Source organism: Colwellia sp. MT41 (assembly GCF_001444365.1).
Taxonomy (GTDB): Bacteria; Pseudomonadota; Gammaproteobacteria; order Enterobacterales; family Alteromonadaceae; genus Colwellia; species Colwellia marinimaniae.
The window spans coordinates 4,097,616-4,114,226 of sequence record NZ_CP013145.1; the positions used below are offsets into that span (position 1 = coordinate 4,097,616).

The 16,611-nt window shown below is 41.8% G+C and carries 13 protein-coding genes and 1 pseudogene; 8 read left to right on the forward strand and 6 right to left on the reverse strand.

Features of this window, described 5'->3' with window-relative positions:
- Positions 1–2 precede the first annotated feature (2 nt).
- Positions 3–1,526: a YifB family Mg chelatase-like AAA ATPase gene (locus CMT41_RS17340; RefSeq protein WP_058027968.1), complete on the reverse strand. Its 1,524-nt coding sequence runs from the start codon at positions 1,524–1,526 to the stop codon at positions 3–5.
- A 443-nt stretch (positions 1,527–1,969) separates the two neighbouring features.
- Here CMT41_RS17340 and ilvG point away from each other — a divergent pair, with 443 nt between their 5' ends.
- The 3 genes from ilvG (at position 1,970) to ilvA (ending at position 5,769) form a co-directional block, all read left to right on the forward strand.
- Complete coding sequence (gene ilvG / locus CMT41_RS17345) at positions 1,970–3,634, forward strand: acetolactate synthase 2 catalytic subunit (RefSeq protein ID WP_058027969.1); 1,665 nt, start codon at positions 1,970–1,972, stop codon at positions 3,632–3,634.
- A gap of 1 nt (position 3,635) precedes the next feature.
- Positions 3,636–3,899: an acetolactate synthase 2 small subunit gene (gene ilvM, locus CMT41_RS17350; RefSeq protein ID WP_057183140.1), complete on the forward strand. Its 264-nt coding sequence runs from the start codon at positions 3,636–3,638 to the stop codon at positions 3,897–3,899.
- Positions 3,900–4,200: 301 nt separating this feature from the next.
- Positions 4,201–5,769 carry a threonine ammonia-lyase, biosynthetic gene (gene ilvA / locus CMT41_RS17355; protein WP_197410305.1) on the forward strand — a complete coding sequence of 523 codons (1,569 nt, stop codon included), beginning with the start codon at positions 4,201–4,203 and terminating at the stop codon, positions 5,767–5,769.
- Between the two features lie 133 nt (positions 5,770–5,902).
- Here the strand turns inward: ilvA and CMT41_RS17360 are convergent, their stop codons facing one another.
- The 5 genes and pseudogenes from CMT41_RS17360 to CMT41_RS17380 all read right to left on the reverse strand — a co-directional run.
- Positions 5,903–6,382 (reverse strand): YybH family protein, encoded by a 480-nt coding sequence (locus CMT41_RS17360; RefSeq protein ID WP_082606605.1) that lies wholly within the window; start codon positions 6,380–6,382, stop codon positions 5,903–5,905.
- 35 nt (positions 6,383–6,417) lie between these two features.
- On the reverse strand, positions 6,418–7,296 hold the full coding sequence (locus CMT41_RS17365; protein ID WP_058027970.1) for a copper resistance D family protein: 879 nt from the start codon (positions 7,294–7,296) through the stop codon (positions 6,418–6,420).
- 11 nt (positions 7,297–7,307) lie between these two features.
- Positions 7,308–7,718: a copper resistance CopC family protein gene (locus tag CMT41_RS17370; RefSeq protein ID WP_231733103.1), complete on the reverse strand. Its 411-nt coding sequence runs from the start codon at positions 7,716–7,718 to the stop codon at positions 7,308–7,310.
- 311 nt (positions 7,719–8,029) lie between these two features.
- A complete protein-coding gene (locus CMT41_RS17375; RefSeq protein ID WP_057183146.1) occupies positions 8,030–8,413 on the reverse strand; it encodes a CopL family metal-binding regulatory protein in 384 nt (127 codons plus the stop codon).
- Positions 8,414–8,663: 250 nt separating this feature from the next.
- Positions 8,664–8,890, reverse strand: a pseudogene (locus CMT41_RS17380) (hypothetical protein); the annotation flags it as partial.
- Positions 8,891–9,044: 154 nt separating this feature from the next.
- On the opposite strand from CMT41_RS17380, the gene CMT41_RS17385 reads away from it, so the two are divergent.
- The 5 genes from CMT41_RS17385 (at position 9,045) to CMT41_RS17405 (ending at position 16,554) form a co-directional block, all read left to right on the forward strand.
- Positions 9,045–9,470 (forward strand): hypothetical protein, encoded by a 426-nt coding sequence (locus tag CMT41_RS17385; RefSeq protein WP_058027971.1) that lies wholly within the window; start codon positions 9,045–9,047, stop codon positions 9,468–9,470.
- A gap of 187 nt (positions 9,471–9,657) precedes the next feature.
- A complete protein-coding gene (locus tag CMT41_RS17390) occupies positions 9,658–10,254 on the forward strand; it encodes a DUF411 domain-containing protein (RefSeq protein WP_058027972.1) in 597 nt (198 codons plus the stop codon).
- Positions 10,254–11,657, forward strand: a complete 1,404-nt coding sequence (locus CMT41_RS17395) for a TolC family protein (RefSeq protein WP_058027973.1) — start codon at positions 10,254–10,256, stop codon at positions 11,655–11,657. The genes CMT41_RS17390 and CMT41_RS17395 overlap by 1 nt, the downstream gene beginning before the upstream one ends.
- Positions 11,657–13,423, forward strand: coding sequence for an efflux RND transporter periplasmic adaptor subunit (locus CMT41_RS17400; protein ID WP_058027974.1), 1,767 nt, complete (start codon positions 11,657–11,659; stop codon positions 13,421–13,423). The genes CMT41_RS17395 and CMT41_RS17400 overlap by 1 nt, the downstream gene beginning before the upstream one ends.
- Positions 13,423–16,554, forward strand: a complete 3,132-nt coding sequence (locus CMT41_RS17405; protein WP_058027975.1) for an efflux RND transporter permease subunit — start codon at positions 13,423–13,425, stop codon at positions 16,552–16,554. The genes CMT41_RS17400 and CMT41_RS17405 overlap by 1 nt, the downstream gene beginning before the upstream one ends.
- Positions 16,555–16,611: the final 57 nt, after the last annotated feature.

Below are 16,611 nucleotides of genomic sequence, written 5' to 3' on the forward strand. Positions count from 1 at the left end.
AATCAAACGGCAATTGCGCTGGTTAAGTGACGTAACAACCGATCCATCGCCCGATAAGATAACGCTTCGGTCAAGTGCTTGCGAAGAATTTCTGGCGATTTTTCCATATCCGCTAGCGTACGAGAGATTTTTAAAATTTTATGGTGTGCACGGGTTGATAAACCCAATTTTTCTACCGCTAGCTCTAAAAATTCATTGTCATCAGCAGTTAACTGGCAATATTGTTTCAACTCCCGACTGCTGATATGAGCATTAGCTTTGCCTTGTCTTTGTAACTGAATCGCCCGACAGACTTGCACTCGCTGTTGTATTTGGACACTTGTTTCATTTTTTTGACTGCTCTGTGCCCAGGTACCGCGAGGTAATCTGGCCACTTCAATTTGAATATCAATTCGATCAAGAAATGGCCCCGATAAACGATTTAAATAGCGCAACACTTGCTCTGGTGTGCTGCGTTTATCGTTATAAAAACCCGTTGGGCTAGGGTTCATCGCGGCAATCAGTTGAAAACGTGCTGGAAAACATTGTTTGTGTAAAGCTCGCGAGATAGTGACTTCTCCCGATTCCATTGGCTCACGTAATACGTCTAATACTTTTCGTTCAAACTCAGGCAATTCATCTAAAAAAAGCACGCCATTGTGCGCTAAAGTAATTTCCCCAGGTTTAGGCTGACTGCCACCGCCCACTAAAGCAGCTGACGAAGCCGTGTGATGAGGGGCACGAAACGGTCGAGTAAACCAAGAGTTACGAGTAATCTCATGATGGCTAATCGATTGAATAGCAGCGACTTCTAGTGCTTCTTGCTCGGTCATTGGCGGTAGAATTCCTGCTAAACGACTGGCTAACATGGTTTTCCCTGTTCCCGGCGGACCGATAAACAATAAATTATGACCCCCACTGGCGGCCATTTCTAAAGCACGTTTTGCCAAGGGCTGGCCCATGACATCACTCATATCTAACCCTTGTCCACCCAACTCTTCGGCAATGAGCTGTTCAGTAACCAAGGGTAAAACTTTTTGACCGGCAAAGTGTGGAAACAACTGGGTTAAATGGCTAATGCCATGAATTTTTGCTTGCTTGACCCAACTAGCTTGCTCGGTGTTTTGCATGGGAATTATCAAGGTTCGCTGACTTTGACTACATGCCATAGCGACAGGGATTTCACCAACAATGGCTCTGAGTTCACCCGATAAAGCCAATTCACCGGCAAATTCATATTGGGATAAATCCACTGGTGGTAACTGCTCGGACGCCGCGAGAATACCAACAGCAATAGGTAAATCAAAGCGGCCGCCTTCCTTGGGTAGGTCGGCCGGTGCTAAGTTGATAGTGATGCGCTTAGCGGGAAACTCATAGCCGCAGTTGATAATGGCACTACGTACTCGGTCTTTTGCTTCTTTTACCGAGGTTTCTGGTAAACCAACAATATTGAATGCCGGCAGGCCATTCGCTAGGTGAACTTCAACAGTAACGAGAGGAGATTCAAGACCAACTCGAGCTCGACTATACACACAGGAAAGTGACATAAAAGTTCCATTTTATTGATTCCATTTTTCCAGTGTAGTTCAAATATGATGAAATGGGTTTATTACCTATTGTCGATTAGCACACAAAAAAGCTATAACAAAAAAACTTGCACATAGGATTAGAGCTATGGTACTAATTTAATAAGTAAGCGACGCTGAACATAAAAATAACAAAAATTAGACGACGCAAAATAAATCCAGTAAAGAGATAAAATGCATAAATTCAACTCAATTATTATTAACCTTCTCGTCGTGGTGATTATTAGATCATCTCGAGGGTTTTGTTGAGCGAAAGAAAAATATGCAAACAAATAACAAACCCTCGCTTCGCAAGAACCGAGGGTTTTCTTTTTAGTACTTTGTTACTAAATTTTATTATGCATTTTATTAAAATATAAAACGCTGACAATATAGACATTAACAAGATAACAGTTGGAATCATCATGACCGAGAGTAAAACGCTAACAGGCAGCGCATTATTATTTGAAGTGTTAAAAGAACATGGCGTACAGCACGTTTTTGGCTACCCCGGTGGCGCCATAATGCCGATTTATGACGCTTTATACGACAGTGATGTGAAACATTTTTTATGCCGTCATGAGCAAGGAGCAGCATTTTCTGCGGTTGGTTATGCCCGTGCTGCCGGCAAAGTAGGTGTCTGTTTTGCTACCTCAGGTCCAGGGGCAACAAACTTAATCACTGGTCTTGCCGATGCATTGGCCGACTCAATTCCTATTGTTGCCATTACCGGTCAAGTTCCTACTTCTGCTATGGGTAGTGATGCGTTTCAAGAAATTGACATTTTTGGTTTATCCCTTGCTTGTACTAAGCATTCTTTTCAAGTAACCGATATTAATGATCTTGAAGAAGTTTTATATCAAGCCTTTGAAATTGCTCTGGAAGGTCGCCATGGCCCAGTACTGGTAGATATTCCAAAAGACATACAATTAGCCGCAGTAACTCAACGTTTCGACAAATTATCGCACTTAAAAAACAAGGTTAAATTACCGCTGGCTGATATCAGTAAAGCCCTTGAATTATTAACCCATGCCAAACAGCCTATATTGTACGTAGGTGGCGGTGTCGGTATGGCCAGTGCTATCGATGAAGTTCGAGAGTTTGCTAATAAAACCGGCATGCCAAGTGTCTCAACCTTAAAGGGCTTAGGTGCAATTAACCCTGATAATGACAACTACCTGGGCATGTTAGGCATGCACGGTACTAAAGCGGCCAACATTGCCGTGCAGGAAAGTGATTTATTAGTGGTGGTTGGCGCTCGTTTTGATGACCGAGTTACCGGTAAACTAGATGAGTTTGCTCCACATGCCAAGGTTATTCATTTTGATATTGATACCGCTGAAATTAATAAACGCCGCACCGCTGATGCTGCCATTTTAGGTGATTTAAAAGGCAATTTACCACTACTAACTATGCCGCTAGCAATCAAAGCATGGCAACAGAAAGTACAGCAAATGAAAACTGATTTTGCTTGGCGCTATGATCATCCAGGCGACAATATTTATGCCCCAGCGCTATTAAAAACCGTAAGTGATTTAATGCCAAGTAACACGTGTGTAACCACGGATGTTGGCCAACATCAAATGTGGGCTGCACAGCATATGAGCTTTGATGATCCAAGTAATTTTTTAACCAGTGGCGGCATGGGTACTATGGGTTTTGGTTTACCGGCAGCGATTGGCGCGCAAATATCACGACCGCACGATACCGTTATTGTTATCTCGGGTGATGGCTCAATTATGATGAATATTCAAGAGCTGGCTACGATCAAACGCTACCAAATCCCGGTAAAAATTGTGCTGATTGATAACGCAAAATTGGGTATGGTGCGTCAATGGCAAGACCTGTTTTTTGACGGTAGATTAAGTGAAACAGATTTATCAGATAACCCGGACTTTGTTATGTTATCGAGGGCGTTCGATATAAAATCACAGCAGATCACTAAAAAGAGTGAAGTCAAAGCTGCCATTGAAGAGATGCTAGATCATGATGGTCCTTATTTTTTACAAGTGAAAATTGATGCCACAGAGAATGTTTGGCCATTAGTACCGCCAAATACCGCAAATGATAAAATGATGGAGGGTGTTTAAGATGAATAAGTATCAACTAGTCATTATGGCTGACGATAAACAAGTGGTGCTAGAACGAATTTTACAAGTCACTCGTTATCGCGGCTTCTTAATTAATGCCATGAATGCCGAAGTAAATACCGGTAATAATGTTGCTACTATTACTATGACTGTCAGCAGTGATCGCCCTATTTCTCTGCTTATTGATCAAATTAACAAATTGATCGACATCAAGGATGTCAAAGTAGACGCTAGCCCAACAAAAATACCGCAATGTAGCGCTTAAAAACCAGCAGTGCCATACAGGTTAGCACCAGTAACATAGCTGAAGTTTTATTAGAAAATGTGCTGACCACTCATATCCTCATCTAGGTATAAGAACATGGCTGGCTAATTTATACTTGGGTATGGCTATTTAATTGCCACGGCGCAAAAACAGACATGGCTCATCGTAGCGAAGCAATGTTAGCTATGAGCGTTGCTAAAGCTGCGCTTAAGCCAAATAATTAACCGTGTTCTACTTGAGCTTAGTTGATACGTAACGACTCCAATTGATCGCTATGGCGATATATTTTTTAGGCAATACTATGACAGAAACACAGGCACTACTCTCGGCACAAGAAGCAAAACATGCAACGCAACTAGATTACCTTAGACGTATTCTATTAGCGCCAATTTATGATGTTGTGGTTGAAACCGAGTTAACGCAGCTCACTAAATTATCTGCTCGCTTAAATAACCAAATTTATTTAAAACGTGAAGATCAACAAGCTGTGCATTCGTTTAAGTTACGCGGTGCCTACAATAAGCTCAATAGCCTAAGTGAAGAGCAATGTATTCATGGCGTGATTGCCGCCTCTGCCGGTAATCACGCGCAAGGCTTAGCACTGGCGGCCAATAAGTTAGGCATTAAAGCGACCATAGTTATGCCTAAGACTACCCCAGAGATTAAAGTCGATAATGTCCGACGTTTTGGCGCTGAAGTACGCTTAGTTGGTAATAGCTATAATGAAGCACAAACCGCTGCTATTGAGTATGCCAAAGCCGAAAATAAAACCCTTATTCATCCTTTTGATGATATTGAGGTTATTGCCGGTCAAGGCACAGTCGCTAAAGAACTATTACAGCAGTTACCCAATGCCGATGTGGTTTTTATTCCTGTCGGCGGCGGTGGCTTACTTGCTGGCATGGCAGTATATTTAAAACAATTAAGTCCAAGTACAAAAATCATCGGGGTGGAAGCTCAGGACTCAGCTTGTTTAAAAGCTGCCCTTGACGCTGGCAAGCCTGTTGACCTGGAACATGTTGGCTTATTTGCTGATGGTGTCGCGGTTAAACGTATTGGTGCACACACTTTCGAGTTAATCCAGCATTATTGTGATGAAGTCATGACAGTCTCTACCGATGAAATTTGTGCCTCAATAAAAGATATCTTTGAACAAACCCGTGTTATTGCTGAGCCTGCCGGTGCTTTATCATTAGCTGGCTTACAAAAATATTGTCAAACTAGCAAGGGCGACGAAAAACTAGCAGCGATTTTATCCGGCGCGAATATGAACTTTCATACCTTGCGCTATGTCTCCGAGCGTTGTGAACTCGGCGAGAAAAAAGAAGCCATTTTAGCGGTGACTATCCCAGAAGAAAAAGGCAGTTTTAAACGTTTTTGCCAAGCATTAGGCAACCGCACAATTACTGAGTTTAACTATCGCTACTCGGGTAAACCGAGCGCAGAAATTTTTGTTGGTGTCCGTTTAGACGGTAGTGTGCAAGAGCGCCAAGAGTTACTGCAAGGTTTAGTTAGTGCTAACTATCAAGTGAGAGACTTTACCGATAATGAGTTAGCCAAATTACATGTTCGCTATATGATAGGCGGTAAAAATCCGAGTAATGCAGAAGACAGTAAAAAAGAGCGACTATTTAGTTTTGAATTTCCTGAACATCCAGGCGCCTTAGAGAAATTCTTAGATGCTATGGGTGAACATTGGAATATCACGCTATTTCATTATCGTAATCATGGCGCAGCTTTTGGGCAAGTACTTGCCGGCTTTGATCTAGATAAAAATCAGCAAGAGGCATTTTTTAAACACCTTGATGCACTGGGTTATCAATGGCAAGAAGAAAGCGATAACCTTGCCTATCAAACCTTTTTAAATTAACTATGCTGCTATCGCTAGCTTAATCCTTGTATTTAACTCAACCGATATCCACCGGCAATAGCAAGTCTATTGCCGGTGAATTAAACGCAACCGTTAGTCAAAAATCGGCTAGCGTAACATCTACCCAGATTGTTTAATTAGACCAATGGATACGAATTATTTTCCATTCACCCTGTTGTTTTTCTAAGACCAGCGTCTCCATGCTTTGGTAATTACGCTCTTTGCCTTTGAACATCCCTGTAGTTTGACTACGAAACATTGATACCGCGGTGTTACCCATAACCTTGACATTATGCTCTAATGTTTTGCTATTTACTGCTGCTAGATATTTCATATCTGACAACATATGATGACTGGCATATTCATCAGCCGAACGCTCTACTCCGCCCCCTTCAAATATTTGTACATCGTCTGCCAGTAACTGCCGAGCAGTAACTTTATCGCCAGACTTTAGTGCCTGATGAAAACGCTGAACGACCTTAGCCGCCATGGTATCGACGCCGATAAACATACTAGACTTTGTCTGTGCTTTTTTAGCATCGTCATGGGCATAAGCGGTCGGTACCAGGGCCGAAAATAGTACGGTGAAACATAGTAATTTATAACTTTTCATAGCTTCTCTCTTTTGTGTGAATTTTTAATTTTTATTTAATAATCAGGTCCAACGACAGTAGTAAGCCAAGTGGTGGTCAGTAAAATTCCCAAGGCTAAAATCATCTCCCATTGAATAGAGCGAGCTAGGGCTTGTTTACCCTGCTCATTTTTTATTAGTTTAGCGACCAAGTTAAATTTATGCTGCGCAGCGATCAGCAATATGCCCATGACTAAAGCAAGTTTTAATAAAAAACTTTGCCCATAACTTGTAAAAAACAAGCTAGCTATTGAGCCAAACAGTTGATAAGCCACCATCAAGCCACAAAGTATCAAGAGCGAAACAATATAGCTGGCATAGTAGCCAAACTGCTGCATAACATCATGTAAAACAGGTGCAGATAAAGCTCCACAGGCTTTCCACAGCGGCCAAAGTGAGCCTAGCCAGCAGAAAACGAGTAGCACATGTAAATTCAATAACAATTGCCAAACCAAATTCATCTCGGCGGTATGACCAATAACACTGAACGAACGCACCAGTAGTAAAGCACTTAAGGTAAAAGTAACTAAAAATATCCGACGATATTGCCCAGTTGCTATGCCTTTAGACACTGAAATTAATGCCAGTATAAAGCCGGCAAGGCGATATAAAAGTGACTCACCAGCATTTGATTGCCACAACAAGGAGTTATAAAAGGCGTCAAAAACACCTGATAGCCCTGCTTCGGCAAAAGCCCCTACTTGCATAAAGAAATTCAAAATTGTGCCAAAAACACCGAGTAAGAGCAGAAGTTGACAGTGCCGCCGTAAATTGAATGGGTAACCTCGTTTGATAACTAACCAATAGATGAAAATACCACCAACAGCACCAGATATGCCAATGTATATCATTAGTTTACTGATAATAATTGCGATGTCCCAAGGTGATATTTCCATGTTAACTGCTCCTAATGATTATGCTGACCATTAGATGGCTTTTCTTTATGGTTGTTCATTACCTTGGTAGCTGCCCCATGAACCATAAAGGTAAATTTTCCTTTCATTTTATGAGCATCCATGCCCATAACAGTCCAATTAACTTGGTAGTTGCTGCTCGGTAAATTGGGTAAAACAAGCTTATAAGAGCTCGCTGCTGTGGTTGAAGGTTTAAACTCAATGGGCAGCAGAGCACCACTTTTATCGGCCAGGGTAAGTTTCACTAAGCGAACATCCTTAGTAAAAACCAACTGCAACACTTTTGGACTTGCCATTAACATAGCGCCGTCTTTTGGTAATGAAGTTTTTAAGCCGGCATGTGCTAATACCGATGAAGAAATAAATAATAAAGTAATCGTAAGTAATAATTTAATGGTATTCATGTGTGTTCCTAGGTGTTGTTTAACAAGGTAAACGTACTGCTATAACGTGCAGTTTTATAAGTAATGTCAGTGCTAATATTGCTTTAAAGAGCAATAAAAAACATGGCGACAAGGCAAGTTATCAAATATGGGTTGATAACCTATTTTTTCAAAAGCTACTATTAAAAATAGCAGAGTTTTCTTTAGAAAAACTTTGAATTGACGTAGCCGTCAAGGTGCCTGAGGTAATACCAATCGGACTAATATATTGCTCTGTTTGGTATGAGCTAGCGCAGTAAATGAACCAAATTCTGGACACATTTATGCTCTATTTAACTCAATATTGGCGGTCGGTATAGGGAGGTTAGGTATTGGCTCAGAGCTGATGTGGTAATGCAGTGAATCTTCGAAGCAGAGGCCATATTAAACTCTGTTTGAGCAGTTTGGCTCAATGCTGCAAATGTTGAGCAACCAGCAATTAAACATTCACAGTCATTGGTGCAGCAATCATTCGTTGCAGTTGCACTATCACTCGCCATTTGCTCAGCATTGTCAGCCATCATGGCCATATCATGAGATTGTTGCTGCATTGTCACTTCATTCATATTCATCATATTCATCATATGATAAGGCATAAGGGTAGACGCCATGACTTGACCGATAAAGGTCAAACACAGTAGCAATACCATTAAGGCTTTAGTGAACGTTGGTAACATGGTAACTCACGAAGAATAAGAATCACTTTTATGTTACACAAAAAATCACGTCATTCAAGCAACTTTTTTCGGTAATAGGTCAATTTATAGCTTATAAACGCTAATTCATTAAAGCTAAATCATAACTAAATCTAATCAAAACAGCAGCTAAACAGTTATCCAATAGCGGAGTTGAAAATATTATTTATACCCTCAAAATTCACTGCCCAGCGAGACATTATTCGCTGCGATTACTGCTAATTAATCAATATTAGTCAGCTGGCAAGGCGGCATCAATTTTCTTCAACGAGCGTAAAAACAAACCTAAGCCACCCATTGCCAAAACTAAGATAACAATTAAATCAAATGACGTCATGGTGCTAAAGCTAAGACTCAGCCAATGGGGTTTTTACTGTTATAAAAAATAATACCAACACCAAACATAAACGGGATCATCACCATACCACTGGTGATGCTGTAACTACCGCCCATAGCCGAAAAGCCCTTATTTATTAACTAGTAGCCATTGTAATTAGCATGGGTATTACCTGAGCCAAGGTAAAAATGGCAAGATAACAAATAGCTAGTTATTGATATTATGTTTTTATTAATGCTAGAATAATAATAGTTATTTCATAATTTAAGTGTGCTTGTGCCTACATTTTTAAATAAAACATTGCTGGTGATATTACTGTGTTTGATCTTTATTGCTCAATCAGTGGCATCAATGACTATGTTTTATAGCATGACCAGTATGCAGTCTATGCCTGGTATGTCATCGGCAAAAAGTCCACATCAGCATATGGCAATGGCAGTTAACTCAAAACACCAAATGAGCGCTATGTCTGAGTGCGATGAATCAACACTCAGTACAACATCTTGCGAAACAACAGCTACAGAAGAATGTTGTGCGCAAGAATGTGACTGCTTAACCAGTGGTTGCTCTACCATCTCAGCATTTACAGCCATTATTAATTACCACACTGAAATTGCCATAGCGAATAAGATAGTTTCCTCTAGTGCTTTTATTGCCAGTAATACCCTTACCTCCCTTTATCGACCTCCTATTCTGAGCTAAACACAGCCTCATTACGTCTAAAGTTTATTGCTAAAGTATTTAACAAAGCACACCTTATCGGTTGGCCGTTAAGCAGTTCCAGCATTAAACGTATTAAAAAATATATAAATTTTAGAATCAATCACGACAAAGTACGGTAATTACCTTAAGTACTCATATTGTTAAATTTTCCCCCAAGGAGGGAGTTATGTTTTCATTTTCTTTTCCCGTTAAAGCCACTATAGCTATTAGCCTTTTCGCTAGCTTATTACTGCTTAGTGCTTGTTCAGAACAAAACACGCAATCAACGCCCGTAGCTAAGCAGAAAGTGACCCCGCCAAAAATTGACCGGGCAACGCCAGTAGCTTTCACATCAGCAATAGCAACCACGCAAACTACGACACTGCACCCGATACTTACAGTGTATAAAAGCCCTACTTGTGGTTGTTGTGAGAAATGGATAGATCATATTGAGCAACACGGTTTTACCACTAAAGCTCATAACCACGAAAATTTATCGGCCTTCAAGCAAGCTAAGGGCATAGCGCCGCAATATCGTTCATGTCATACCGCAGTGTCAAAAGACGGCTATGTTTTTGAAGGTCATGTACCGGCTAAATTCATTCATCAGTTTTTAGCTCAGCCACCCAAAAATGCCCTTGGTTTATCGGTACCCGCTATGCCAATTGGTACACCTGGTATGGAAATAGGGGATAAATTTATGCCCTACCAAGTCATTTTACTTAACGCTGACGGTAGTTATGGTATTTACGCCGAGCTTAATAATTATCAGGAGCAATTCTAATGATTAGCAATAAACCAAGTCAGACCAAAATAAGCTCAGTTGCCAGTGCCATAGCCTTAAGTTGCCTTTTTAGCGTTAGCCCAATGAGTCAAGCGGCTAACAATGAACAAATTTTGTCATTTAATAGCGCAGTGACAACCGCGCAAAAAAATGACCCTTGGCTAACGGGAAATAAACATCTGCAACAAGCAGTTGAGGCCATGAGTCATGCTGCGGCTAGTATGCCAGATCCCAAAATGTCCATTGGGCTGGCAAATTTACCAACCGATGGCTTTGATTTTTATCAAGAAGGTATGACCCAGCTTAAGGTAGGTATTACCCAGATGTTTCCACGTGGCGATAGCCTGGCCATTAAAAATCAACAATTACGTATTGAAAGTGAAGCTTACCCTTTTCAACGGGCCGACCGAAAAGCTAAAATCGCCGTTACCGTAGGTACCTTATGGCTTGATGCCTTTCGGGTTCAGCAAAGTATTAGCCTTATTGAAAAAAATCGTTCTTTGTTCGAACAATTAGCTGATGTCGCTCAAGCCAGTTACTCTTCTGCCTTAGGCAAGACCAGCCAACAAGATATTGTTCGAGCGCAACTTGAATTAACTCGCCTCGATGACAGGTTAGATATATTAGCGCAACAAAAAAATGCCTATTTGGGTATGTTGGCGCAATGGCTATCGACGGCTTTTACTACCAGTGCCAATAGCCAGCAAGATGCTATTAGCCAACTGCACAACATACAATTAGCCCAGCAATTACCACAACTTGATTTACTCAATAACAAGCTTGTTTATGGTAAAACTTGGTTGTCTGTGGAAGTGCTCGCAAAACACTTTGCTAATCACCCCGCCGTATTTGCGCTGGATAAAAAAATATCTGCCAGTAAAACCGGCATTCACTTAGCCGAGCAGCAATATCAACCCGAGTGGGGAGTTAATGCCAGTTATGGTTATCGTGGTAATGACCCTATGGGTAATAGCCGCTCAGATTTCCTCTCTGTTGGCATCACCTTCGATTTGCCGCTGTTTACTGAAAACCGCCAAGATATGGTGGTAAAATCCGCAATTTCAAAAACTGAGGCGGTGAAAACAGAAAAAATACTGTTATTACGTCAACTACTGGGTGCTTTTTCAAGTGCCAAAGGCCGTTTATTACGCTTAGAAGAACGAAAAATTCTCTACCGAACGCGACTTTTACCACAAGTTGAAGATCAGGCAGAAGCGTCATTAACCGCTTACACCAATGATTACGGTGACTTTGCTGAAGTAGTGCGTTCACGTATTGCTGTGCTCAATGCCAAAATTGACGACTTAGGCATTCAGGTCGCAGAGCAAAAGCTTATTTTAGAATTAAATTACTTATTTGTTGGCTCGTTAAGTACCGCCAATAACATAGCGGGAGAACAATAATGACAGCAACTAAAACCTCAACAGTTAAAGCCAGTCTAGTTGGCTTAATTTTTGGTGCCGCTCTTACCGTAACGGCTTACACCATATTCACGCCCCAAAGTAACCTAACTAATAGCGACAGTAGTGCCAGCAGTGAGCCGCTTTATTGGGTTGCCCCTATGGATGCTAATTATCGTCGCGATAAAGCCGGAAAGTCACCTATGGGTATGGATTTAATCCCCTATTATGCTGACGATGGTTCAGGGCCAGATGAAGGTGTCGGCACTATTCGTATTTCCCCCAATGTCGTTAATAACTTAGGTGTTCGTACCGTAATTGCCGAAGTTAAAATATTACATACACAAATTGATACCGTAGGTTATGTCACCTTTGATGAAGATACCTTAGTACATATTCATCCTAGAGTAGAAGGCTGGATAGAAAAACTTTATGTTAAAGCCATTGGCGATGCAGTAAAAAAAGGCCAGCCACTGTATGATATTTATTCTCCTGAGCTAGTCAATGCCCAAGAAGAGTTTTTACTCGCCATAGACCGAAAAAATAGCCGTTTAATTACCGCGGCAGAAAACCGCTTAGTGGCGCTACAATTACCAAAATCAGCCATTAAAAAGCTTAAAAAAACGCATAAGGTGCAACAAAACATTACCTTTTATGCGCCACAAAATGGCGTCATTGAAAGCCTAGAAATACGGGAAGGTTTTTTTGTTAAGCCTGGTTCAACCTTAATGTCTATTGGTGATTTATCACAAGTTTGGGTGGTTGCCGAAGTATTTGAGCGCCAGGCAAATCAAGTAGTACAAGGCACAGCGGTGACCATGAGCCTAGATTATTTACCGGGTAAAACCTGGCAAGGTAAGATAGATTACGTTTACCCCATCTTAGATGCAAAAACCCGCACGGTAAAAGTCAGGTTGCGCTTTAACAATGAAAATGGTGAATTTAAGCCTAATATGTTTGCGCAAATTACCATTCATACTAGCAGTGATGAAAAAGCACTATTAATACCCAAAGAGGCGCTAATTCGCACCGGCAATCAAGACCGTGTGGTATTAGCCCTGGGCGAAGGAAACTTTAAATCTATCGCCGTTAGTGTTGGACGTTTTGATAGCCATCATGTGGAAATATTATCCGGCCTGAGCGCAGGTGAAAAAGTGGTTAGTTCGGCGCAATTTTTACTCGACTCTGAATCGAGTAAAACCTCTGACTTTAAACGTATGAACCATGATTCAGTGCCCAGCACAGTGTGGGTCGATGCCAGCATAGTTAGCCTAATGGCAGATCATAAGATGCTAACTTTAGCTCACCCGGCTATCCCAGCATGGGACTGGCCAGAAATGACCATGGACTTTATCGCTTTAGACTCAGTCGACTTTTCTCAACTAAAAGCAGATATGACTATCCGTGTTGAGATTGAAAAAGTCAGTGACAACGATTATCGCATTATTAATATTGAACAAAATGGTGACAAACCCGTCAGCAGTGCCACGGTAAATGGCACAGTAAGCTCGGTTATGTCAGCCCACCGCATGGTTACTCTACACCGTGAAGCCATCGAAAAATGGGGTCGAGCAGCGGCGACTGTTGACTTCATAGTCGCAGAAAATGTTGATATGACACTTTTTACTGTCGATGCTTATTTGATGTTCACCTTCGAAATTCATCACGGTGAATTCATTATTGTTAGCGCTATGGCAATGAACTCAAGCATGAAACATAACATGCCTGAGGAAATGCCTCAGGCACTCATGCTTAAAGGAGGTCTGTAATGATTACAGCTATTATTCGCTGGTCGGTAAACAATCGCTTCTTTGTCATACTGGCCACCATGATACTCGTGGGTGTTGGTTTATATTCAGTAAAAAACACCCCGATTGATGCCCTGCCTGATTTATCTGATGTGCAAGTTATCATCAAAACCAGCTACCCTGGCCAAGCACCACAAGTTGTTGAAGAACAAGTAACTTATCCATTAACCACTGCCATGTTATCGGTACCTGGCGCGGTAACTGTACGTGGTTACTCCTTTTTTGGCGATTCTTACGTTTATGTTATTTTCGACGAAGATACCGACCTTTATTGGGCACGCTCTCGCGTTTTAGAATATTTAAGCCAAGTAGGCCCTAGTTTACCTAGCGAAGCTAGGCCACAACTAGGCCCTGATGCCACAGGAGTTGGCTGGGTTTACCTATATGCACTGGTTGATAAAACGGGTCAACATGATCTAAGCCAACTACGTAGTTTACAAGATTGGTTTTTAAAGTTTGAATTACAAACAGTAAAAGGGGTTTCTGAAATAGCCACACTCGGTGGCATGGTTAAGCAATATCAGGTACAAATTGATCCCGATAAATTACGCGCCTTTGGTATTCCTCTATCGCTGATCCAAACGGCGATCCAACAAGGTAACCAAGAAATTGGTGCCTCGGTAGTGGAAATGGCCGAAGCCGAATATATGGTGCGCGCCACCGGTTATATCAAAAGTGTTGAGGATCTGGAAAACATTCCCCTTGGCGTCAATGAAAATGGTACGCCTTTATTATTAAAAGATGTCGCTCAAATTGGCACAGGGCCACAAATGCGCCGCGGTATTGCCGAGCTCAATGGTGAAGGTGAAGTCGTCGGTGGTATTGTGGTAATGCGCTTTGGCGAAAATGCCCAAGAGGTTATTAAAGGCGTTAAAGCTAAGCTTGAGCAGCTAAAAAAAGGCCTACCTGATGGTGTAGAAATTATCACCGTTTATGACAGATCAGCCTTGATTGAGCGTGCGGTGGAAAACCTAGCGATGAAACTGTTAGAAGAATTTGCTGTCGTTGCCTTAGTCTGCGTTATTTTTCTCTTTCATTTTCGCTCATCTTTAGTGGTGATAATTAGCATTCCTGTCGGTATTTTAACGGCCTTTATTGTCATGCATGCCCAAGGTTTAAACGCCAACATTATGTCTCTTGGTGGTATTGCTATTGCCATTGGCGCTATGGTTGATGGCGCTATTGTTATGATCGAAAACATGCATAAACATATAGAGAAGACGCCATTAACCGATGAGAATCGTTGGCAAATTGTCACCGATGCCGCTTGTGAAGTAGGCCCAGCACTGTTTTTTAGTTTGTTGATTATCACGGTCAGTTTTGTGCCGGTATTTACTCTTGAGGCGCAAGAAGGTCGAATGTTTTCGCCCCTGGCCTACACCAAAACTTATGCCATGGCGGCATCGGCGGCCTTAGCTATTACTTTGGTACCGGTATTGATGGGCTATTTTATTCGCGGCAAAGTGCTCGCTGAGCATAAAAATCCGGTCAATAGATTTTTAACATCACTCTACATGCCAGCGCTCAAGGCAGTGTTACATTCGCCTAAGATTACCTTATCAGCCGCCGTTGTGGTGCTGCTCATAGGTTTATATCCGTTAGATAAAATAGGTAGCGAATTTATTCCGCCCCTTGATGAAGGCGACTTAATGTATATGCCAACTACCTATCCGGGTATTTCTATTGGCCAAGCAAGGCAGCTGTTACAACAAACCAATAAGCTGATTAAAACCGTACCTGAAGTAAAAACTGTTTTTGGCAAAGTGGGCCGCGCTGAAACGGCCACGGATCCGGCGCCCTTAACCATGATAGAAACCTTTATCCAGTTCAAGCCAAAAAGTGAATGGCGAGAAGGCGTTACTACCGCTAGCTTGAAAAAAGAGCTTGATTCCTTAGTGAAGTTACCTGGAGTCACCAATGCTTGGGTTATGCCGATAAAAACGCGTATAGACATGTTAGCAACCGGCATCAAAACTCCGGTAGGTATCAAAATAGCAGGGCCTAAACTCAAGGTTATTCAAGAAATAGGACAGCAACTGGAAGTTATTTTAGCTGACGTACCCGGCACAGCTTCGGTCTACTCGGAACGTGTCGCGGGTGGTCGCTATATTAAAGTTGATATTCAACGAGCCAAGGCGGCTCGTTATGGCTTAAATATTAGTGATATTCAGCAAGTAATCGCGACGGCAATTGGCGGCATGAATGTTACCACTACCGTTGAAGGCTTAGAGCGTTATCCAGTCAATTTACGTTACCCGCAAGATTATCGTAATTCCCCTGAGCAGCTATCGCTATTGCCGATAGTTACCCCCAATGGCCAACGGATTTCCCTTGGTGATGTTGCTCATATATTTATTGAAGATGGTCCTCCAGGTATCAAGTCAGAAAATGCGCGCTTAAATGGCTGGACTTTTATTGATATAGAAGACATAGACGTTGGCACTTATGTTGAAAACGCTCAGAAAGTGGTTGATGCTCAGCTAAAATTACCCGCTGGCTACTCTATTACTTGGGCGGGTCAATATGAATACATGCAACGGGCAAAAGCTAAACTCACTTATGTGGTACCGTTAACATTAGCCATTATCATAGTATTGCTGTATTTAAGCTTCCGTAATGTTATTGAAGTGGCGATGATTTTAGGCACACTACCCCTCGCTATGGTCGGCAGTATTTGGCTAATGTATTTACAAGGCTTCAATTTCTCGGTTGCAGTAGGTGTCGGTTTTATCGCCTTGGCCGGCGTAGCAGTAGAAATTGGTGTCATCATGCTGGTGTACTTAAACCAAGCTTATCACGCCTTATTGGCTGACAATGCGGCCCAAGGAAAAACCACCACCAAAGAGCAAATATTACAAGCCGTGCTGCGTGGTGCGGGGTTAAGAATTAGACCTATTATGATGACCGGCGGCACAGTCATTGTCGGTTTATTACCAATATTATATGGCTCAGGTACCGGCTCAGAAGTGATGAGTCGTATTGCCGCCCCTATGGTTGGTGGCATGGCAAGTGCTATGTTATTAACCTTGCTAGTATTGCCTGTGCTTTATTATTTATGGCGTGCAAACAGTATAAAAACAGTGGCAGCTTAGTTCATTAGCCGTAAGTGGCCTCGGGGCTACTTACGGCTATCACTTATCTTTATCAGC